General features: G+C 48.5%; 15 protein-coding genes. 9 read left to right on the top strand and 6 right to left on the bottom strand.

Features of this window, described 5'->3' with window-relative positions; all coding sequences use genetic code 11:
- The 5 genes from HBA93_RS16860 to HBA93_RS16840 form a co-directional block, all read left to right on the top strand.
- The coding region (locus tag HBA93_RS16860; RefSeq protein WP_221724041.1) for a BapA/Bap/LapF family large adhesin at nucleotides 1-2523 on the top strand (2523 nt) is incomplete at its 5' end.
- Between the two features lie 83 nt (nucleotides 2524-2606).
- The gene (locus tag HBA93_RS16855) at nucleotides 2607-4073 is read left to right on the top strand and encodes a TolC family outer membrane protein (protein WP_221724040.1); all 1467 of its coding nucleotides are present in this window, start codon (nucleotides 2607-2609) and stop codon (nucleotides 4071-4073) included.
- Entirely contained in the window at nucleotides 4070-6274 is a 2205-nt protein-coding gene (locus HBA93_RS16850; RefSeq protein WP_221724039.1) for a type I secretion system permease/ATPase, read from the top strand. The genes HBA93_RS16855 and HBA93_RS16850 overlap by 4 nt, the downstream gene beginning before the upstream one ends.
- 8 nt (nucleotides 6275-6282) lie before the next feature.
- The gene (locus HBA93_RS16845; RefSeq protein WP_221724038.1) at nucleotides 6283-7473 is read left to right on the top strand and encodes a beta-barrel domain-containing protein; all 1191 of its coding nucleotides are present in this window, start codon (nucleotides 6283-6285) and stop codon (nucleotides 7471-7473) included.
- A gap of 144 nt (nucleotides 7474-7617) precedes the next feature.
- The gene (locus HBA93_RS16840) at nucleotides 7618-7974 is read left to right on the top strand and encodes a hypothetical protein (RefSeq protein WP_221724037.1); all 357 of its coding nucleotides are present in this window, start codon (nucleotides 7618-7620) and stop codon (nucleotides 7972-7974) included.
- A 102-nt stretch (nucleotides 7975-8076) separates the two neighbouring features.
- Here HBA93_RS16840 and HBA93_RS16835 read toward each other — a convergent pair whose 3' ends face one another.
- The 4 genes from HBA93_RS16835 to HBA93_RS16820 form a co-directional block, all read right to left on the bottom strand.
- Nucleotides 8077-8697, bottom strand: a complete 621-nt coding sequence (locus tag HBA93_RS16835; RefSeq protein WP_121993687.1) for a glutathione S-transferase family protein — start codon at nucleotides 8695-8697, stop codon at nucleotides 8077-8079.
- A gap of 332 nt (nucleotides 8698-9029) precedes the next feature.
- The gene (locus tag HBA93_RS24570) at nucleotides 9030-9923 is read right to left on the bottom strand and encodes a helix-turn-helix domain-containing protein (RefSeq protein WP_221724036.1); all 894 of its coding nucleotides are present in this window, start codon (nucleotides 9921-9923) and stop codon (nucleotides 9030-9032) included.
- 824 nt (nucleotides 9924-10747) lie between these two features.
- A complete protein-coding gene (locus HBA93_RS16825; protein ID WP_221724035.1) occupies nucleotides 10748-12049 on the bottom strand; it encodes an NtaA/DmoA family FMN-dependent monooxygenase in 1302 nt (433 codons plus the stop codon).
- Between the two features lie 83 nt (nucleotides 12050-12132).
- On the bottom strand, nucleotides 12133-14229 hold the full coding sequence (locus tag HBA93_RS16820; RefSeq protein ID WP_221724034.1) for a TonB-dependent receptor: 2097 nt from the start codon (nucleotides 14227-14229) through the stop codon (nucleotides 12133-12135).
- Nucleotides 14230-14507: 278 nt separating this feature from the next.
- Between HBA93_RS16820 and HBA93_RS16815 the strand changes: the two genes are divergently transcribed.
- Nucleotides 14508-15302 carry an IclR family transcriptional regulator gene (locus HBA93_RS16815; protein WP_286202006.1) on the top strand — a complete coding sequence of 265 codons (795 nt, stop codon included), beginning with the start codon at nucleotides 14508-14510 and terminating at the stop codon, nucleotides 15300-15302.
- Between the two features lie 2 nt (nucleotides 15303-15304).
- On the opposite strand, the gene HBA93_RS16810 is transcribed toward HBA93_RS16815, so the two are convergent.
- The gene (locus HBA93_RS16810; RefSeq protein ID WP_221724033.1) at nucleotides 15305-16099 is read right to left on the bottom strand and encodes an ABC transporter ATP-binding protein; all 795 of its coding nucleotides are present in this window, start codon (nucleotides 16097-16099) and stop codon (nucleotides 15305-15307) included.
- 131 nt (nucleotides 16100-16230) lie between these two features.
- Between HBA93_RS16810 and fepB the strand changes: the two genes are divergently transcribed.
- The 3 genes from fepB to HBA93_RS16795 all read left to right on the top strand — a co-directional run bounded on the left by fepB (nucleotide 16231) and on the right by HBA93_RS16795 (nucleotide 19285).
- Nucleotides 16231-17196 (top strand): Fe2+-enterobactin ABC transporter substrate-binding protein, encoded by a 966-nt coding sequence (fepB, locus tag HBA93_RS16805; RefSeq protein WP_221724032.1) that lies wholly within the window; start codon nucleotides 16231-16233, stop codon nucleotides 17194-17196.
- Nucleotides 17193-18248, top strand: coding sequence for a FecCD family ABC transporter permease (locus tag HBA93_RS16800; protein ID WP_286202005.1), 1056 nt, complete (start codon nucleotides 17193-17195; stop codon nucleotides 18246-18248). Before fepB ends, HBA93_RS16800 begins: the two co-directional genes overlap by 4 nt.
- An 86-nt stretch (nucleotides 18249-18334) precedes the next feature.
- A complete protein-coding gene (locus HBA93_RS16795; RefSeq protein WP_502910135.1) occupies nucleotides 18335-19285 on the top strand; it encodes a FecCD family ABC transporter permease in 951 nt (316 codons plus the stop codon).
- Nucleotides 19286-19378: 93 nt separating this feature from the next.
- Here HBA93_RS16795 and HBA93_RS16790 read toward each other — a convergent pair whose 3' ends face one another.
- Nucleotides 19379-21589 carry a TonB-dependent receptor domain-containing protein gene (locus HBA93_RS16790; protein WP_353619380.1) on the bottom strand — a complete coding sequence of 737 codons (2211 nt, stop codon included), beginning with the start codon at nucleotides 21587-21589 and terminating at the stop codon, nucleotides 19379-19381.
- Nucleotides 21590-21762 lie beyond the last annotated feature (173 nt).

The raw sequence follows: 21762 nt of genomic DNA, 5'->3' as shown, positions 1-21762 counted from the left end.
ACGGATGCTGCAGGCAATGCGGCTGATCCGGTGACAGGCTCTGCCAATTACAGTGTTGATGTGACAGCACCGGGTGCACCTGCTCTTGAACTGGCAAATGATACCGGTGTCGGTGGCGATGGCATATCGAGTGTCGGTACGGTTACAGTCACCAATCTTGAGAGCGGCGCTCAGTGGGAATACTCGACTGATAATGGTATGACTTGGAACAATGGGACAGGCACAAGCTTTGTCTTGCCGCAGGGAGATTATGCCGCCGGTGCAGTGCAAGTCCGTCAAACCGACAGTGCCGGTAATACAGGAACAGCCGGCTCGTTAGGCGCTACGTCTATTATCAGCCTTCAAGGCGCAAATGATGCGGCTGATGCGGATATGGGTACTCGTGAATCCGTAACGCATGCCCCTGTGTCGGATGAAAATCTGCAGCTTCTTGGGCTGCTGGATAATGGCAGTCAGGCCGCGGGTGTCAGCTTTACTGTGGGACAGGGCTCTACAGGTGATATTGTAATCCAGGTCAGTCAAAATGCATTGATCGCTGTTGCTGATGCTTTCAACGTAGAAATCTACGATGCAGCCGGTAATCTTGTTCACGTCCTGACAACAGGTAACGATCCGCTTGTGGGGGATGTTCTTGGTACAGGAATATTGGGTCTGACAGGGGATAACACTCTTGTTGCCAATATTACCGGACTTGCTCCGGGTGAGTATAAGGTTGTGGTCCGAAAAGGGGAAAGTGCTCTTGGGACATTGCTGGATGCAGACGGTAACGGGGTATCGCTGCAGGAACTCGGACAAGGTGGTGTTGTCCTTGGTCAGGAAAATCAGGCTCTTGTACTGGCCGCTATTGAAAACGCACTGAACGGAGCGCTTTTACCCGGCCTAAATTTGCCTCTGGGAACAGTCGTCAAAAATATTCTGGTGCCTGTTCTTGATACAACGACTGCACTTGGTGCCGGTGATCTTGTTGAAGTGCTGAGTAACAGCCTGAATGCTTTAGGTTTGTCTCATCTGCTTGATCAGGTGCTTGGTGCTGTTGCGCATGCACTTCTCAATAATACATTGACGCTTATTCAGGATACATCAGTGTCGGTCTCGCTGACTGAGCACAGTTTTGCTGATGGCGATACGCCGGTCAGCGGAAATGTGATTGATCCGGATATAAACGCCAGCGGAGAGGCCGGAGAAGATCAGGTTGTTCCCGGAACGAAAGTCACCCAGATTGAGAACAGTGACGGGGAGGTCATACAGCTCAATAACGGAAGTGCCACAATAGAGGGTAATCATGGCACTCTGGTTATCAATGCGGATGGTTCATATACCTATACACCGAATGGTAGTCCAGCTTCTGTGGGGCAATCGGATACATTCAGCTATACAATTTCGGACGGCACAAATTCGACAACCGCGAATCTGACAATTAATATTGATGGCGCGCTTGTAACGAATGATACTGCACAAGCCGGTATTGAGTATGAGTATCTTGTGACAGCCGGCGTGAATATGAATGATGCGATTAGTGATAGCTGGCTGATCACGCTGTTGCCGCGTGAAAAGATAAGTGCATCATTAACTGTAGCCCAGAACACCACTCAGGATGTTACCTTAACCATTGATGCCGGTAATCTGCTTGGTCTCGGCGGTTCGGTTGTGGTCTATGTTGAAGTGCGTACGCCAGGAACAAATACCTGGACGAGCCATGCGGCCTACAATTCATCGCAATTGCTAAGCTTGTTAGGAAGCGGGGGGCCGGGTAAAATTCTGGTTCCTGATCTGGATGCGGGTGAATATCGTATCAGGACCGTTACCACAGGGGTTGGTGTTGCCGGAAGTTTCTCGGTGGACATTACTTCTGAGGTTACTCATCTTGATCAATATGCACCAAATCCTCACGCATTTTCTGCTCATGGCGATTTGTTTGCAAATGATCTTGTGGGTGCGGACATTCCGCCATTGTCGATCTCTCATGATGGCACAACATTTACCAATGTTGTATCCGGCACGCCGCAGGTTGTTCAGGGGGCATATGGTTCGCTGCAAATCAATGCAGATGGTACATATACCTACACACCTGATAGCCGTGCTGCTGTTGGGGGTGAATATACGGATACATTCACGTACCGTATTGAACATAACGGAACATATCAGGAAGCAACGCTGACTGTAACAATCAATACGACTGTTCAGGGTGATACTGTAGATTCCGGTGCGGCAATGGTTGCGTTCTCCATTGATGATGCGGATGTTGTTCCTATGAACGACTTGCTGGCGGATGCAGATGACACTCCGGCGGGACAAGATCATAATATGGCAGATCTTTTACAAGACTTTGCCCTTGATGATGGCAGCAATGATGTGACGCTGCCGTTCAGCGATACAATGTCTGATGAATTTGAACCTGCGAGTATTTTCACAGAAAATCTCACGGCACCTATGACGACAATGATGCCGGAAGATCCGCTTGCTCATTTGGTCCTGGACCCTCTGATCAAGGATGATGACTTACATTCGATGCATATAGCCTGATCAATATTTTGACCTCCGCTGCGGCTTAAATCGTGGCGGAGGTTAACTGCAGCTTTCAGGGGACTGAGCATAACGGATTGTAAATGCAGAAAAATACGGTCTTAGGACGTTTGACAATTATAATATTGTTTTTCTTTCTTTTGTCTGGTTGCCAGACATCAGAGGCTGAACTTGTACCTTCTTCAAAAAAAACTGTGCTGCCAAAAGCCGGAGAGATATCCTCATCGGATACTGTCAATAAAAATGCTGCAGCCGCTGATCATTCAAGTCATTCTGACGTAAGTAGTAAAGCTGGTTCGAAGCGCGCAGATAACGGCTCTCTTACTCTGGAGACTGCAGTCCGGCGGGCTGTCGCATGGCATCCGGCAGTGGACGAGGCAACCGGACGGATTTACGAGGCAGATGAGCGTATACGGGCTGCTGAAGCCGGATATTACCCCCAGTTAAAGGCGGGCATTGGTTCAGGCTATCAAAGTCGCAACCGTGATAGCTGGCGGCCGGATTTTAATATTACCGCTTCGCAATTATTGTATGATTTTGGCAAAGTCTCAGGCTCGGTAAATTTTGAGAAGGCGGGGAAAAATCTCAATCATGCACGTCTTCTGGCTGCCGTGGACAATCTTTCACGAGACACAGCCAATGCGCTGATAGAAGTACAGCGGTATGAGCAGCTGTCTGGTTTCGCACGGGCACAAGTCGAAGGGGTGAAACGTATCGCCGGTCTGGTTGAAGAGCGGACGAATAAGGGCGCGAGCACCATGTCGGACAAAGTTCAGGCCGATGCGCGTGTCGAAACCGCGTTAGCTACCCAATTGCAATATCAGTCTGAGCTTGATCGTTGGCAAGTGGCCTTAGGTTCTCTGATTGGCAGTGCCTCTGCCCGTCCTGTTTCAGATGTCCCTGCATGGCTCAGCAAATCATGCGACGTGGCTAATCCTGTGTGGGAGGATGTTCCTGCAATGCTTCAGGCTGAGGCTGAGAAAGAAGAAGCTAAGGCACAGCTGTCGATGAATAAAGCAGAAGCGTTGCCGACTGTTTCTCTTGAAGCATCCACAAACTATGATCTCAATGGATCATATAATAACACGACCGATCGTGATCGACGGCTGGATTACAGTGTAGGGCTGAATGTATCTTCCAGCTTGTATAATGGTGGCAGAACCAATGCGAAGAAAAGAGCTGCGGCATATGCTCTGGAAACAGCGGATGCTGCAATCAGAAGAGCGCGTTATGATGTGCAGCGCAATTTGATGGAAGCACGTAGTCAGATAGGGTCATTAAGCCGGTTACAAGGTTCTTTAAAGACGCGCGCGAGCATGATGGTACAGACACGAGATCTCTACCGCGAGCAATATTTAGAGCTTGGTACCCGTACTCTGCTGGACTTATTAAATGCGGAACAAGAGTTGCATGAATCCCGTTTTCAGCTTGCCAATACTGAACATGATTTGCGTTTGTTAAATATTGGCTGCCTTTATAATTCAGGCAAGCTGAGGAACAGTTTTGGTATTAATCCGGACACACTGCGCGGAGGGGCGACGGTTCAATGAAGGGCGGTGATGTTTCAAGAGAAGAGCTCAAATTAAACTCCGGCATAGCTAATCAGGAAGCTGACAGACAGTTTCATGATGATATGTGGCTGGAATCTTTATCTTTAATAGCGAAATACTATCGTCTTCCTATTTCCCCGGAGAGTTTGCGCCTGACTGCACAGGCAGATGACGGTTCCGGCGATGAAATAAAAATCCGTACAATTGCCCGGCGAATCGGATTAAGCGTTAAGCTTATAGAGCGGCCGCAAATAGAACTTTCTGCGTGGCATGTGCCCTTCGTGCTTGAATTGCAAGGCGGACAGCTGGCTGTTGTTCATAAAATATCCCAAGGCCAGATGGCTGGCGTCTGGCTGAGCGGTGATCAGGGATTGGAACACCAGTTTCCGCTCGACGAGCTGCTTGTCAAAACGCAGCGTGTTTTACTTGCCCGTTTATCAAAAAGTGCTCCTGATGTGCGGGTTGATGCTTATATCAAACCATATGAAGATAACTGGCTGAAGCGGATAATTTTCAGTGATCTAAAGTCATACAGCCATGTGATGATTGCTTCACTCATCGCAAATACATTGGGATTAGCCGGTATTATTTTCTCAATGCAGATATATGACCGTGTTATTCCGGCTCAGTCATTTAATACATTATATGTGCTTTTTAGCGGGGTCGTTCTGGCAATTGCATTTGATTTTATGATGCGCAGAACCCGTATGAGCATAATTGATATGCTTGGAAAAAAAGCAGATTTGCAAATGTCTGATGTGGTTTTCGGGCATGCTTTAAGAATTAAAAACCGCGCCCGACCGGCCTCCACCGGCTCTTTCATTTCGCAGTTGCGGGATATTGAACAGGTGCGGGAGTTGCTGACGTCAACAACGGTCGCTGCAATAGCGGATTTACCTTTTTTCCTGCTGTTTCTTATATTGTTTTGGTGGCTGACAGGGCCACTTGTTTTTATCCCTCTGGCCGCTCTTGCCGCTTTGCTGTTGCCGGGAATTCTTTTGCAACCGCGACTGCGCAGACATGCCAATGAGGCTATGCGCGAAGCCTCATTGAGGAATGCCATGCTTCTGGAAACTGTTCAGGGCATTGAAGATATTAAGTCCCTGCAGGCAGAGAGCCGTTTTCAACAGCAATGGAACCATTTTAATGCGGTAACCGGTGAAGCGCAGATCCGGTTGCGTTCCGTGACGAATACATTGGGTGTCTGGACACAAAATGTGCAGGCGGGTGTTTATGCGCTGACTGTTTTTATCGGCGCGCCCATGGTGATCAGCGGAGATCTTACGACCGGTGCTTTAGTGGGCGCTTCAATCCTTGGCTCAAGAATGCTGGCGCCTATGGGACAAATCTCTCAAATTGCCGGCCGTTTTCAGCATGCAAGGATTGCCAAGAAAGGTCTTGATGATCTGATGCGGATGCCTGTTGATCATCCTGATCATGAAAACCGCATTCATTGTCCGAATATATCGGGTTCCTATAGTTTTAAAAACGCGCTGTTCCGCTACGGCGGGCAAGACACACCCCCTGTGCTTTTGGTGAAAAAACTACAAGTAAAACAGGGGGAGCATATTGCTGTTCTGGGGCGGAACGGGGCAGGCAAGTCGACATTACTGATGGCAATGTCCGGATTGCTGGATGCCTGTGACGGCGAGGTCTTGCTGGATAATTTGTCATTGCCCCAGATTGATCCTGCGGATGTGCGGCGCGATGTCGGCTTGTTGACACAGAACTCACGGCTTTTCTTCGGAACACTGCGTGAGAATATTACTATGGGCGCACCTTATGCGTCTGATGAGCAAATTCAACGCGTGCTTGTCATGGTTGGAGTTGATGGCTTTATCAAGAAACTACCTGAAGGGCTTGAACATCTTGTTCAGGAGGGCGGAGCCGGTCTTTCAGGCGGGCAGAAACAAGCAATTTTGTTAGCTCGCTTATTGATCCGTGATCCGGCGGTTATTTTGCTTGATGAGCCGACATCCTCGATGGATGAAGCGACCGAACGGCATTTTATCGAACAATTCTCGAAATGGAGTACGGGGCGTACGGTCGTTATTGCAACACATCGCATGCGGGTATTGGAACTGATTAATCGGTTACTTGTCGTCGAGAATGGTCAGATTGCTTTGGATGACACAAAAGAGCGTGGTCTGCAGACATTGTTCGGTATGAGCAAAGTTGCAATGCCCAAAACAGAACTGTGAGGAAGCCGATGGCTGCCATTGGTGACGATTTTGAAAACTGGGTAAACGGAAGTCAGGACGGTCAAAGACTGAACCGTTCCAAAAAACTTGTCCGGCTTGTCTTTCTGCTTTTCCTCGTCATGCTGATCTGGGCTTACTGGGCAGTGCTTGATGAGGTATCCACCGGTACGGGCAAAGTCGTACCGACATCACAAGAGCAGGTGGTACAGTCACTGGAAGGCGGTGTTTTGGCTAAGCTGTATGTCCGGCAGGATGATGTCGTCGAGCCGGGTCAAATTCTTGCACAACTTGATCCTACGGTTACGGAAGCGACGGTGCAGGAAAGCGCAGCTAAATATCGGGCGGCACTTGCCAGCTCTGCCCGTTTGACCTCAGAGGTTAATGGTACGGAAGTTGCATTTCATCAGGATCTTAATGGTTTTCCCGAACTGATTGCATCAGAAACAAAATTATATGAAGCCCGTCGCCGCAGCTTAACAGAGTCGTTGAATTGGATCGCTGAATCTAAAAAGCTTGTTGAGGACGAACTGGCGATCAGTCAGTCGCTGACTAAAATGGGTGCAGCGAGTAACGTGGAAGTCATTCGCTTGAAACGACAGCTGGTAGAGCTGCAGCTGAAAGAAACAGAGGTACAATCGGATTATATTGTAAAAGCCCGTGAAGAGCTGGCAAAAGCAAATGCGGATGTTGAGGCGCTTTCATCTGTTATTCGCGGTCGTTCAGATTCACTTCAACGAATGACACTGCGCTCACCGGTACGCGGTATTGTTAAAAATATCGAGGTCTCAACCGTAGGCGGCGTGGTTCCGCCAAATGGTAAGCTGATGATTATTGTTCCGCTTGATGAGCAGCTTCTGGTTGAGACCCGTGTTTCACCACGGGATATTGCATATATCCACCCGCAACAAAGGGCCAGCGTCAAAATTACGGCTTATGATTACGCAATTTATGGAGGGATGGAGGGTAAGGTTGTCAGTATCTCTCCGGATACGATCCAAAATGAAGTAAAGCCGGAAGAATTTTATTACCGCGTTTTTATTAAGACGGAAACTGACGCCCTTTTTAACAAGAATAATGAGCGGTTTCCGATCGTGCCGGGGATGGTGGCATCAGTCGATATTCATACCGGCAGTAAAACTGTGTTCGAGTATCTCGTGAAGCCATTCAACAAAGCAGGCGAGGCTTTGAGAGAGCGATAATATTTCAATATTATTATCTTTAATCCTGATTACTTAGCGTGCTCTGCCGGAATAAGGCCTTAACCCGTTGAGGCTTTATTGGCTCCGCGCTTCAATCCGTCTAAAAGCTCAATAAGTTTTGTTAATATAATGTCAGGAAGTTTCTTGCCGAATACGGAAACCCATGAGCCTCAGCTTGAACAGCTTAAGCAAGATATTGCACAACTGCGTCAGGAACTGGTTAGGCTGAGAAAGCATGAAGCTGCTATTACAACATTTATCAATACTGCTCAGAAGCGTAATTTCTGGGTGATTTGCATGATTTTGATCGCAACAATAATAGGTTGGCTGGCAGGTGGCTCGGTTTGGTTGCGATGGTATGTTCTGCCTGTTACGCTTCTCTTATGCGGTATATTTTCAGCAGGGGCTGGCGCACTGAAATTTTATGCAACACGTAAGATCGCGAGGCTTGAAGCTGTCGCAGCCAATGCAGAATTTGCCATTTCCGAGTTCAAAATTTGAGATTGAGTTCAGGTTGGATGCAAATTGAAGTTTATTATTAAACCAGCAATTGCTCTCAAATATGTATTTGTAAGCAATTGCTGGTTTTTGCGACATAGATGATCAGGTGAGTGGCGACATGACACCTTTTTGGTATGCCGGACGGGATTTTAGTCCTTCATACCAATCTTCCAGAGCCGGCATTGATGGCCGTTCTATAGGAAATGAGAACCACGAATATGCGATAGCGCCTAAAGGGATATCTCCAATCCCTAAGTGGCTGCCTGATAAATAAGGTGTTTTTTCCAGCTGAGCATTTGCCATGGCCATCAAAGGCGTACAGTGTTTAATGCCCAGAGCGATTTCCTCTTCACTGCGCTGCTCGGGGCTATGCCGGATCAGGTTCCAGAATAGATCCCGAAAAGGCATTCCGAAAGACAAGGATGCCCAGTCCATCCATTTTTCAGCCGCATACCAGGTTTGGATATCAGCTGGTGCGAAAGATTCCTGACCGTATTTTTTAGCCAGATAGCGCACAATTACATTGGATTCCCAAAGCACGAATTCTCCGTCTTCAAGGCAGGGGATGCGGCCATTGGGGTTTTTTGCAAGATATGACGCTTCGTTTACGAGCCCGAATTCACCACCTGCCGGAATGGATTCATATTTAAGATTAAGCTCTTCCGCACACCAAAGTACCTTGCGGACATTTGTTGAGTTAGTTCGACCCCATATTTTCATCACTGCACCTTAAAATTATGCAAATAAGCAAGAACCGGATCATCTAAGTGCCGAGTCTAAAGGATGCGCAATGCCTGCGGGATGGTTTCCGGTGCAAGAGGAACATAAATTCGGTGCACAGGTTTGACTACGAGAAGCAAGTCAGCCGGTGTGAAGATACAAAGGCACTAAAAGACGAGGCCAGAGAAAACTCCGGAGAGACAAATGCGTAACTATCTGGGTTTGGCGGCTTTAATGTAGGAGAAAAACTACCCGCTTCACCGCAACATAATCAGCATGCATCGTGGCAGTGAGCTGCATTTATTCAAAAGGCTTTGTGGGGGGGGGCTGAGTAACTATTTTCTCATTTTCCGAAACTGTGCCGGGCTGGAGCCTATAAAACGCCCAAAGAGCCGGGTGAGATGAACCTGATCCGCAAAACCGCATTCATAAGCAATTTGAATAATCGGCATATTGGTGTCAGTTAACAGGCTGCGTGCCTTCTCAATTCTGCGCTTAATAATAAACTGATGCAAAGTGACATCTGTTGTGCGTTTAAACAAGCGTGCAAACTGTGCAGCTCCTACTCCTGCCATAGATGCAAGCTGTTCTACGCTAATACGCTGATGAAGATGTGCATCAATAAAGGAGTAAACCTTTTGAAGCACAGGATGGGGTAATCCTGTTTCTACGTTCGGATTATCCGATGCGCATAATGAATATCTGGCAATAATGCGGGCGACTATGGTGCGTGCGATATACTGCATTTCCAGCGGCGAGAAATGTCCGCCGGAGCAAAGAGCATTGTTCACTGTACCAATAAAATTTTCAAGGAACCCGTCTATAATTTGAAAATTATGAACTAAATTAAATAATGTGTTTGTTAAAGTTAAAAATTCAAAAGCAATATCTTGCAGTAAATCCTTTGATATGTAGATATTTATGACTTTTGCATGTGTGCATATTGAAGCTTCAAAGGCAACATCAGGAGGCAGGCAAAGTATAAATCCTGGTTGCAGAAAAATATCGCTTACTAAATTTCCGATTTTTAAAGTGCCCCGAATGTCCCCTTCGAGCACCATGGAAATTAATAATGAATCCACAGCGGCAAAATCAGTATTAAATGGGCGTATGACAGCAGTATACACATACACATTGTGCCATCCACATTGTGCGCTCGTGTTTAGAATCTCTATGTTGTTAATACGTCCAGTATCATGGAAATTAACTGCACGAGTTGTTTTCTGCACGAATAGGCCTCTTTAGCAACATTTATAAAAATACATTCACACGCAAATTTATGCGCTTTCCGTCATTTTAGTTGCTATCCCATTTAATTGTCCGATGCTCCGCTATTCTTATTTTTTATTCATTATATGCGCGAGAGGAGTCTTTAACTTGATATATTAAGTTCGCAACAATTACAATAATTTAATGTACGAAATGTTTCTGCCGTTCACAGCTTGTTAGCGACATTGTGCGACGATTTCGTTCGAAAGAGCCTCTTCATGCAGGACTACGGATTTATTGTGAATATTCCATCCGCTGCTAGATTTGCCGCTTATAGTACAAGTAAATGAAGCGGCATGGATTTGCATATTTAGCGAGATATTTTGCTGATTATACAAAATATTCTAAAATCACTTATTAAAAACAATAGTGCCAGTTAACATATCGTTGTATTTTGCTTGAGAAGCAGTTATATCAACCTAAATAATAAAATATTTTATTTAGATTTAATCATCATTTCTGGTCTGGAATTCATGATTTAAGATGGTTGTATTTATAAAAAAATGGCAATTTTATCATGATTTTATATTAACTAGTTTCACTATAAATAGAAAGAACTCTGTTCATCTCGGCTATGTTCGGTTTTGTGACTAGCGGGATGTGACATATTGACGGTGAATTTACGTCTGTTTTCTTGTCATTCTTGAGGGTTGTTTATATCACCTCTGAAAATTCTGGGAATGTTAGAAAGCACCTGAAACCAAGTACGTTACTCCTGTTTTTGGTGCTATCTAACGATTGAAATCAAAGGTCTATGTGTTGTGTCGGTGTGAGTAAGGGAGAGTTACTCATATATATGATGCGCCAATGTATCACCGGAATATTCTGATCGCAGCAGTCCAATCGCACTCAAGCGCGGCATCAGTTCATCCAGTGCCAGATCCATCGAACCGGAAGAGCCGCCGGGTGCAGTAATAAAGCCGTCTATCGCACCTGCGTCGTGCCAGTGTTTGATACTGTCAACGGCATCGTCAACGGTGCCGATAACCTGCCAATGCCCCGCGCTGATTACTTCCGGCCTGTGGAGTAAATCGCGTAAAACAGGTTCTTCACGTTCAATCAGTCTGCGCAGCAGACCGGCATGGGTTTTGCTGCGCAAAACGGCCGGTACAGGCGGCAGGTCTGCCGCTCTGACCGGTTGGTCATCTGCCCAGTCAGTCAGGTCAAGGCCGGTCATGTCACGGATCGAGGCAATTTTGCGGGCACGGCTGGTGCGCGCATGCGTATAGATAAAAAGTTCTTCCGCTTCTTTGCGTGTCGGAGCGAGATAGAGGCTTAAACCCGGCAACAGACGAACATCATCTGCTTTGCGCCCGTGGCTTTCTGCGAGGCCGCGCAAATCCTTCCGCAGATCAATTGCTGCATCCAGATCAGGCGTGGCCGAGAAAATTGCATCGGCGACAGATGCGGCAAAGCTCCGGCCTGCCGGAGAAGCACCTGCCTGAAACAGCGGAATGGTTACATCACGGTAAGACGGCAGATTAAGCGGGCCTTTGACTTTAAAATGTGCACCTTCATGGTGAACAGGCTGAATAAGGCTTGTATCTGCAAATTGCCCGCTCTGCCTGTCACGCTTCAAAGCGGCATCAGGAAAACTCGCCCATAGACTGCGTACAACTTCGGTAAACTCCGCAGCTCTCGCATAGCGTTCATCCGAGGACGGCATGGTTTCAAGGCCAAAATTCTCGTTGCCGTCCAAGGCGGTCACGATATTCCAGCCTGCGCGGCCATTGCTGATCTGATGTAGCGACATGATCTGCCGTGCCACCACATAAGGCGGCATAAAGGTCGTGGAGACAGTTGAGAGCAGGCCGATTTTGGAGGTTTCCCGCGCCAGTGCCGCCATTAGTACGGTTGAATCGAGGCTGCCAAAACCCGGGCTGGTTTCCATGATTTGCGCATTGAGAAACAGGCTGTCCGGTCTGAAGACAAAATCAAGTTTTGCAGCTTCGGCGCGGCGCGCAATATCGACAAAAAAGTCGGTGCCGAATGTATACTCGATATTGCTGCCGGTATGGCGCCAGCCGTCACCACTGAGCCATGTGGGAGCCAGCGACATGCCGATATGAAGTTTTTTATGAGCCATCGCGCTTTCCTGTCATGCTTTCAGAGTGTCTGTCATTCATAGAAACCGCAGCCCTGAAACAGGCTGCGGAAAAGTGGCTGCAATCAGAAGCTGCCTTTAATACCGACACCGAACATGCGCGGCAGTGTCATACTGGCTTCAACGCCGCCAATACCGCGATTGGTTTGCATGTAAGTCGGGGCGCGTTCATTAAAGATATTTTTGACGAAGCCGTAGAGTTCAACCTGTTCGGTGAAGGCATAACTCATCCGTGCATCTGCTACCGTATAAGGCTTGATCCAGAATGTCGGCGTATTGGCGATATCGGAGAAATAGCCGTCAACATGACGTACCTGACCGGAGACATTGAACTTGTCCGTAACATCCCAGCTTGCGCCGATGCTGAGCATGTAGCCCGGGGATTTGGCAAACTCATTGCCTTCATAAGCAGCGTTGTTAGAAATTGTATCAATCTTGGTACGCAATATACCGGCGCTGGTTTTCAGTGTCAGATTATCGAGTACCTGATAATCGAGTCCGAGTTCCATACCATAGCTATGGGTCTTTTCGGCATTGATCGTGTAGGACTGGAAGACACCGGTGGAGACTTCAACCGGAATATTATATTGGGTATTTTTCATATCCATATAAAATACGTTGCCGTTGACTGTTAGCCGGTCATCGAGCAGTTTTGCGCGTGTAAACAGCTCATAGTTCCACAGCGTTTCTTCTTTGAACGGCTGCCATCTGCTCACTGTTGCTGCCGGATTGATATAGAGCGAAACTCCGCCCGGATTATAACCGCGATTAATCAGCCCGCCGAATGTCAGATCAGGTGTTACATCATAGGCAAGTGAGAGTTTTGGCAGGACCGCTGAAAATGTCTCGTCATAATTGACCGGTGCTGTTGCCATAACTGAAGTGCCGTTACGACGGATTTTATCCTGCTGATAGCGCAGGCCACCGGTTGCCGTCCATTGATCCGTTAATTTGTAGCTGACCTCTGTGAAGACGCCGATATTGTCCTTTTTGTCATCAAAGGCAGAAATGCCACGCAAATACAGCGCTTCGTCAGATTTTGTATGGGCATAGAAAATACCCGCAACACCGCTGATAACATCGTCCTGACTACCGAAGTTCACGCGGCTTTCATTGGAGATGTTGGTCTGGTCAACGTCGGCATCGCCATTATTAATCACACCGGTAATGCGGTTGACGCTTGATGTTGAATATTGGGTCTGGTTGAACAGTTTGATCCCGTTATCGAGCTCATAGCTGAGATCAAGAATACCGGTACTGGTGTGCTGTTTCCATGTCGGCATTGTTGTTGTTGTATGTTCAAGATCGCCAAAAGGTGCGGAGGCTGCCTCCTGTGTGGGGCGGTTTGTATTGTTATAGGAATAGGTCAGCTTTGCTTCAAATCCGGAAAGCTCTGCCGGCTGCCATAACATTTTAAAGCGCGCATTGAGTGCACGGAAATCCTGATTGGTATCTCCGTGCTGGAAAGCCGGATTGATATAATCAATGAATGTATCGCGACCGGAATAGTCGACGGCCAGACGTGCCGCGAGCTCATCCTTATAAATCGGGCCGGAGAGCATAAAGGACGCACGTTTGGCGTTATAATTGCCGATTTCTGCCTGATAGGCGGCTTCAGGAGTAAATGTCGGATCTTTGGTATTGACGACAATCGCACCGGCAATGGCATTTGCACCCTGTGATGTTGTCTGCGGGCCGCGGAACACTTCAATATTATCGAGGTCCCATACGGATGTCGCGCCGAAGAAGTATTCATTATAGTTCAGATAGTGACCGTCGAGATTGATGGTTGCGCGCGGCACCGTTCCGCCCCAGAAGACATTTTGTCCGTTATTCGGCCCCTGCGTATCTTGTCCGCGAATAATCGGCGCACCGACACTGTCGCTGTAAACGACATTTGGTACATCTTTCAGAACTTCGGTGACGGATGTGTCGCCGGTCTTTTCTTTGGCAATATCTTTGCCGGTAATGATGGTGACCGAGGTTGCCGTTTTTTGCAGGTCACGCTCCAGTTTTTCGCCGGTAATCACGATCGGTGCGAGAACCAGAGGTTTGCTGTCGGTTGCAGCTGCATCTTCCGCATGAACGCTGTGTGCCATCAGAGCGGTGAGCGTTACAGTGCTGACACTATAGAAAAATCTGCGATTGAACCGGCGCGACATGGCATGACCTTAAAATATGAGTAAGATATTCATATTCAATAAACGATCCTTGTTGGATTCCACAATAAGGAATGCATACCGCAAGGTGGTAATTGCTTTTGATAATGGTTGTTGTTGCATTTTGGCAACTCAGTCATGGGTGCGCAGATTGCCGCATATGAACGATGCTTCTGTGAAATAGCCATAATCATGAATGACTTCATGCGTTTACAAGGCTAGACTAGAGCTGCCCTGCCGGTCTGCGTATTGGTGGCGTAGCAACGGGAGGAGAGACCGGTTTGACAATACCAGTAGACGAGACGGATAATTCAGCGGAAGTCTTTCCTGAAAAGCGTTCGGGAACCATTCAGTCCGTGTCGATTGCTACGCGCTTTCTCCATATTCTCGCCAATGCACAAAGTGAACTCGCCCTTGGCGAAGTCGCCCGCCGTGCAGGCACCGGCGGTTCTACGGCGCATCGTTATTTACAGAGCCTCGTCAAAGAAGGTCTTGCCAAGCAGGATCCGGTAAGCGGGCTATATGATCTGGGGCCGGCAGCACTCAGTATTGGCGTCAGTGCACTAAGGCGTATAGATGCGGTGGAGGTCGCGGCAAAACATATGAAAGCCCTGACCCATCGTCATGCGATCAGCGGTGGTATTGCGATCTGGACGGACAGGGGGCCGACACTCGTTCGCTGGTACAGAAGCGCGTATTTTTCAGTCAATCCTCTGGCGCTGGGTGATATTCTGCCCGTTGATAATACAGCCTGCGGACTGGTTTTTCAGGCTTTTCTGCCAAAGGCGAATATTAAAGCTGCACGCCAATTGCAGCCACCGCATTTTCGCGGCAGGCCAATTGATAATGCGGTGCTTGATCAGGTGCGTTCAGAGCGGTGGTCAGAAATGACCAGCCATCTGCTTTCGAATGTAACGGGACAGGCAGCCCCCGTCTTCGATGCCCAGCAGGAGATTGTGTGCGTTATGACGACAGTGACAGATCTCGGGCAGCTGCAAACTGAAGAAGAACGTATGGCGCTGTTCCATGAGGCAAAACTGGTCAATCAGGCGACCAGCGGTTTGCGACCGGAATAGGTTTATCTGCGTGGCTTATATTGGCCTGTAGGGACAATGAGCGGCGTGCCGGAAACCGGATCTGCAATGATCATGGCTTTCAGGCCGAAAACGGTGTCGATCAATTCTTCACTAACAATATTTTCCGGTTTTCCCTCAGCCACAACGGTTCCTTCGCGCATGGCAATCATATGCGATGCATATCGGCAGGCATGGTTCAGATCATGCAGGACAGCAACAATCGTGCGGCCCTGATGATTGAGATCAGCGAGCAGATCCAGCAATTCAATCTGATGGGCAATATCCAGAAAGGTGGTTGGCTCGTCCAGCAACAGGATTGGTGTTTCCTGTGCTAGAACCAAAGCAATCCACACGCGCTGGCGCTGACCTCCGGATAATTCTCCGACTTGCCGGTCGGCGAGGGCTGATATTTGTGTGGCCTCCATTGCTTTTATGACAGCCTGTTCATCGGCCGCTGACCACTGACGTAAAAATGACTGATGCGGATAGCGGCCACGGGAAACAAGATCGGCTACAGTAATGCCGTCCGGCGCGACAGAACTTTGCGGAAGGAGTCCCAAACGTCGCGCAGTTTCTTTTGGTGGTAGCGTTGCAATTGACTGACCGTCGAGAATGACCTGTCCCTTTGCGGGTTTCAGCAGACGTGACAGTGCCCGTAACAAAGTAGATTTTCCACAGGCATTTGGCCCGACAATCACTGTGAAAGATGCATCCGGAATGGCCAGGGTAAGGCCTTGCGAAATCGTTCTTTCATCATAACGCAGCGTTATGTCATCAGCATGCAGGCGATGCGTCATCGGGGTTTCCACTTATCAGCAAACTTTGCATGTGTATTGCATTGTAGAATGCATTCTGCAATATGGAGTCTGTTACTCAGGTATTTATTGCCGCCGCTATCTGGCCGAAATCAGCAGAAAAAGAATCCGTTATGATGATTGCAAAACGTTTTTTCGTCCTGTTTGCAGCGATATCTGCTTTACTGTTTTCGGTGTCTGCCGGGGTTGCAGAGAATTCAGACTGGCCACGTATCATCAGGCACGATGCCGGTGAGCTGAGTTTAAAAGCAAAGCCGTTACGGATTGTTTCCACTACACCGAGCGTGACGGGAATTTTGCTGGCGATCAATGCTCCGGTTGTGGCAACAGCAGCAACCACGCCAAGCGGTCTGACGGATAAAAAAGGTTTTTTCACGCAATGGGCGGAGATTGCTGATCAGCGCGGTGTTGAAATTCTTTATGCCAATCTTGATTTTGATCTTGAGGCTGTTATCGGCTGGGAACCGGACTTGTTGATTGCATCAGCGACCGGTGCTGACAGTGTTCTCCCGCACTATGCTGAGTTAAAAGCACAGAATATACCAACACTTGTTGTGAATTATTCCAACCAGAGCTGGCAGAATATTGCCACACAACTGGGCAGGGCGACAGGACTTGAGGCTGAGGCGGGGCAGGCTATTGCCCGTTTTAACAGCCTTGCTGCAGAGGCGGCGGGCAAAATTCAGCGTCCCGCAGAGCCGGTCAGTATTGTCGGCTATAGTATTGGCGGCAGCTATTCCATTGCCAAACCAGCCAGCCCGCAGGCACAGTTGCTGACTGCGCTCGGGTTTGAAGTGGCCGGACTTCCTGCAGAGCTTGAGGCGGATGTCAGCCGGAGTACGGATTTTGCATTTATTTCGCATGAGAATTTATCTGCGGCAATTACCGGAAAATCTGTTTTTCTGATGCGCGGCTCTGAAGAGGACGTACAGGCATTTTTGTCTGATCCGGTCTTGCGCAATCTTGATGCTGTTTCCGGCAAACGGGTTTATCCTCTTGGTATAACATCATTCCGGATTGATTATTATTCCGGACTGCAAATGCTTGAAACCGTTGTCAGGCAGTTCTCCGCACCATGAGTGATTGCTCTGAAAAGGTCGCGCAATGCCGCATGGTCAGCCGTTCGCAATGGCACAGACGACGTTTCTATGGTTTGATATCGGGCATTCTGCTGCTGGTTATTCTGGTGCTGGCCAGTCTGGCTTTGGGTTCCAGAACAATCGCATTGCGTGAAACATTTAATGCCCTGCAAAATTATAACCCTCAGAACGATCTGCACCTGATCGTCAGGGAGTTGCGTATTCCCCGTACCATAGTTGCGGTATTGGCGGGGTTGGCGCTGGGTGTGGCCGGTGCAATCATGCAGGCAATTACCCGCAATCCGCTGGCGGAGCCGGGACTCTTAGGTGTTAATGCCGGTGCCGCAGCGGCTGTTGTGAGTGGTATGGTGCTGTTCGGCCTGACCTCGATGCAGCATTATGTCTGGTTTGCTTTTATCGGAGCCGGACTGGCTGGGGCCATTGTGTTTTTTCTCGGACAGGCACATCTGTCGGGCACCAATCCTGTTCGTCTTGTACTGGCTGGCGCCGGTTTGTCGATCGTGCTCGCATCGGTGACCGGTATTATTATCGTCAACTCGCCGCTGACGGTGCTGGATCAGGTGCGGCACTGGTCTGCAGGGTCTGTCGAGGGCAGGGGTTATGATGTGACTGTCATTCTCGCTGCCGCGGTTTTCATCGGCCTGATCACTGCCATTATCCTTGCCGGAAATCTCAATGCAATAACTTTGGGCAGAGATATGGGAGAGGCTTTGGGTGTCAATATCCGGCTGACATGGATCATTGCCTGTAGTGCGGTGATGTTGCTGGCCGGTGCAGCAACAGCGGCAGCAGGGCCTGTTGGTTTTGCCGGCTTGGTTGCACCGCATATTGCCAGAATGATGACGGGCCCGAATTATCGCTGGATTTTACCTTATTCCGCATTGTTCTCGGCAATATTACTGCTTGGTGCGGATGTGGTTGGCCGTATCATTGCACCGCCGTCTGAAATTGCTGCCGGTATTATTATCACGCTGATTGGCGGGCCGTTTTTCATCTTTGTTGTACGTAAATACCGGTTGAATAAACTATGATGAAAACCGGTAATAAAATTATCTTCCGAACAGGCAGTTTTTCCGTTCAGTGGCGCAGGCGTGTCATAACGATCTGCTGTATTTTAATGCTTTGTATCATTGCTTTAAGCCTGCTGCATATTAGCAGAGGGACGTTGAGTTTTACCCCGTCCCAGATCATGGATAGCTTGTTTGGAGCCGGTCATAATCCGACGACTGACCGCGTGATCTGGCGTATTCGCCTGCCACGTTTAGTAACCGCGCTTTTTGTTGGCGCATCACTTGGTATGGCGGGGTCTGTTTTTCAGTCCATATCGCGTAATGCACTTGGTTCACCGGATATTATCGGTTTCACAACAGGTGCGGCGACAGGCGCGATTATTCAGATAATCTTGTTTAATGCCGGGCCTTTGGAGACGTCACTTGCAGCTGTGCTTTCCGGTATCGGTGCGGCGATTTTAGTCTTTGTATTGTCATTGAAAAAGGGCTCTACGGGCGGCTACAGGCTGATCCTGACCGGTATTGGTGTTGGGGCCATACTTTCCGGTATCAATACTGTTTTATTGGTTGCGGGTGATCTGGATCAGGCCGCATCCGCACAGCTTTGGCTGGCAGGCTCACTGAATACACGGACATGGGCACATGCCATACCGGCAGCGCTCGGTTTCGTGCTGATTATTCCTGTGGTGATTTTCTATGCGCGCCGTATGAATTTGCTCGAGATGGGGGATGATGCAGCCAGACAGCTGGGCATTGCTACAGAAAAAAGCCGTCTGATTATGGTTGTTGCTGCCGTGGGGCTGACGGCAATCGCAACGGCTGCGGCGGGGCCGATTGCATTTATCGCGCTTGCTGCGCCGCAGTTGGTGCGCCGTTTAACGCACTCGCCGGATGTGCCGGTCGTTTCCGGTGCCTTGATGGGGGCTGTTTTACTATTAGGGGCTGATCTGCTCAGCCAGAATTCACCGCTCAATCTTAAAATGCCGATTGGTCTTACCACCGGCCTGCTGGGCGGGATTTATCTTTTGTGGCTATTAGGTCGTGAGAGAAAAATTTAAACGCAGTCTTTTGACCGGACATTCAGACTATGTGTTTCAGGCCATCAGCTTGCCGGAGCGGATGGCCTGAAGTCTCTTTAAGGGCAAATTGTTTCAGAAACGGGTGCTGAAACTCATTTTAAAACTGCGACCGGGCGCAGGAACCAGTCCTGTTGAAAGCGGATCGAGATAATATCGGTCGCCAACATTCTCTACGCTGAAATCAAGCGCAACATCTTCGTTGAATTTATAACTGCCAAAAAGATCAACGATAGCGCCGGGATGGTAATAAGGTGCCTCCGTTGCAGCGCCTGTGTGCCATTGAAAGCCACCAAAACGTTTGCCGAAGAAATAAACACGGCTGCCAAGGGTCAGTTTCTCTTCGAGCAGATTTACGCCTGCTGTGATATTGCCCGAATACTTCGGTGGTATATTCATGACGCCATAGTCAAAGGCCACTCTGTCTGCACCGCATCCGGCGGGGAGAATAAGCGTGATCAGGTTCGCTTTCTTATCACGGCAGAAGGTTGCTTCAGAATACAGTGTCAGACCTGCGGAAGCGAAAAAAGCAGAACTGTCATAAGAGGCAGAGAATTCATATCCATTAAATTTAGCCTTATCAATATTGCCCCACTGATAACGCCAAAATCCTTCAGGATCGACAAAGCGTTCGCGAATGACATAATCATCATAGGTGTTGTGAAAATAGACTGCTTTGAACCCCAGTCTGTCTTCATCCTGAAACACATTGTTACGCAGCAGATTAATGCCGACTTCAATATTGGCAGAGGTCTCCGGCCGCAAATTTGGATTAGGGGATACACCGGAGGCTTGTTTTACGGCAGTTTCACGCAGGCTGGGCGGACGCCAGCCACTGGTATAGCTACTGAAAATCTGAAAACCGTCTAATGGCTCAACCGTGATACCAAAGGAAGGATTCAGGCGTGTGCCTGACTTTTCATTAAATTCGTCCAGTGTGGTATGTTCGCTTTCATTTTGATAATAGTCATAGCGTAAACTGCCGAACACTGTCAGCCAGTCTGTTGCTTTAAGGCTTGTATGGTTGAATATACTGGCTAATGTCCGCTCACCATTCGGATTGGCACCCAGATATGTACCGGAAAGACTTGTGCCGCCATCTTCTTTGGCGCGCTCACGCACATATTCAATTCCGTTGCGCAGCGATAATGTACCAAGTGCCGTGTCGAAATTTGAAACATTCGTAACATCACCACCGATCGTACGGATACCAGTTTCAACAGATCTTGGCGGGGCACCGTAACTCGCACCACCGCTATAGGCGCGGATCACATTACTTTCAGACGCTATGTCCGTGTACCAGAGATTAGCAGTGAGGCTGATCAGGTCACTTTCTTCCGGCTTATATTCATAGGTGGAGTTGAGGGTATGTGTTTGTGTGTGGCTCAGATCATGCTGAGCAACGCGGTAATATGAGTTTTCACCGCGAATATAAGGCAGAAAATTCTCATCCATTTCCCCATATTTGTTCTCGTAATAGATATAGCCAAGTGCGAGAGAATGTCCGTCGCCCCAGCTGGTTTTCCCTTTCACCAAAGCTGAGGTCATATCCTGCGATGTGTTGAAAACCTCTTTGCCAGGGCCAAAAGGCGAGAGCTTGGTTTCTGATTTATGAATCGGAGAATAGTAAGAATCTTTGCCCTTTTTACCGGCGAAGTAGTTGCCTGCCTGACGGCGTGAAATACCTGCGATAAATTCATAATCCTCATTGGCATAGGCGCCAACAATATTGCCTGACCAGTTGTCGCCGTCAAACATGCCGAAGCGTGAATCTCTCGGATAGGTGATTTTATCTTCTTTACCCATGTTTTTGCTGGTTGGTGGAGGCGAAGTTGTATTGCTGCCGAGACCACCCTTGATGCGCAGCGCATAATTTTTGCCGTCTTTCAAAATATCAGAGGCTTCAAGTGTGCGCATATTCACAACGCCGCCCATAGCCCCCACACCTCCGGCGGTGGCGACCGGACCTTTGGCAATATCTACACCGCCAAGAAAATCGGGATCGACATAAACTTCCGTGCGGCTGCCGCGATAGCCACGATAGGTGTGATTGCTCTGTCGCGTGCCATCGACCATAACATTCACGCGGTTTTGCCCTTGCAGGCCACGAATATTGACATCCACTGAAGCGCCGATACGGCTGCCCGGTGCCACAACACCCGGTGCTGATTTGAAAATATCGCCGAGTGATGTTGGCGGGACGCGCTGAATATCCTGAGCAGAAATATAGCTGACGGATCCCGGAGTTGTATAAACAGTCTCCTGCGGGTTATTGCCGCTGGTGATGACAATCGGTGCAAGAACAGTTGTACCGGCAGGTATATTTTGTGTCGTTACTTCGGCTGAACGCTTGCTGATAGTGACTGTATTACCTGATATGCGATATGTCCGACATCAGCGCCCTTGAGACAAAACAGTGTTAATTGAGAAGAGAGGATTTTCGGCTCATGATAGCTCTA

Source organism: Ochrobactrum sp. SFR4 (genome assembly GCF_019730395.1).
GTDB lineage: Bacteria > Pseudomonadota > Alphaproteobacteria > Rhizobiales > Rhizobiaceae > Pseudochrobactrum.
Note: the sequence above shows the minus strand (reverse complement) of the source record. Positions and strands in the feature narration are given on the sequence as shown.

Bases quoted from the DNA above. Each gene is read 5' to 3' on its own strand.
- HBA93_RS16820 (WP_221724034.1), bottom strand. From the start codon at position 14,229: ATGTCGCGCCGGTTCAATCGCAGATTTTTCTATAGTGTCAGCACTGTA.
- HBA93_RS16800 (WP_286202005.1), top strand. From the start codon at position 17,193: ATGAGTGATTGCTCTGAAAAGGTCGCGCAATGCCGCATGGTCAGCCGT.
- HBA93_RS16855 (WP_221724040.1), top strand. From the start codon at position 2,607: ATGCAGAAAAATACGGTCTTAGGACGTTTGACAATTATAATATTGTTT.
- HBA93_RS16845 (WP_221724038.1), top strand. From the start codon at position 6,283: ATGGCTGCCATTGGTGACGATTTTGAAAACTGGGTAAACGGAAGTCAG.
- HBA93_RS16850 (WP_221724039.1), top strand. From the start codon at position 4,070: ATGAAGGGCGGTGATGTTTCAAGAGAAGAGCTCAAATTAAACTCCGGC.
- HBA93_RS16795 (WP_502910135.1), top strand. From the start codon at position 18,335: ATGCTTTGTATCATTGCTTTAAGCCTGCTGCATATTAGCAGAGGGACG.
- HBA93_RS16825 (WP_221724035.1), bottom strand. From the start codon at position 12,049: ATGGCTCATAAAAAACTTCATATCGGCATGTCGCTGGCTCCCACATGG.
- HBA93_RS16810 (WP_221724033.1), bottom strand. From the start codon at position 16,099: ATGACGCATCGCCTGCATGCTGATGACATAACGCTGCGTTATGATGAA.
- fepB (WP_221724032.1), top strand. From the start codon at position 16,231: ATGATGATTGCAAAACGTTTTTTCGTCCTGTTTGCAGCGATATCTGCT.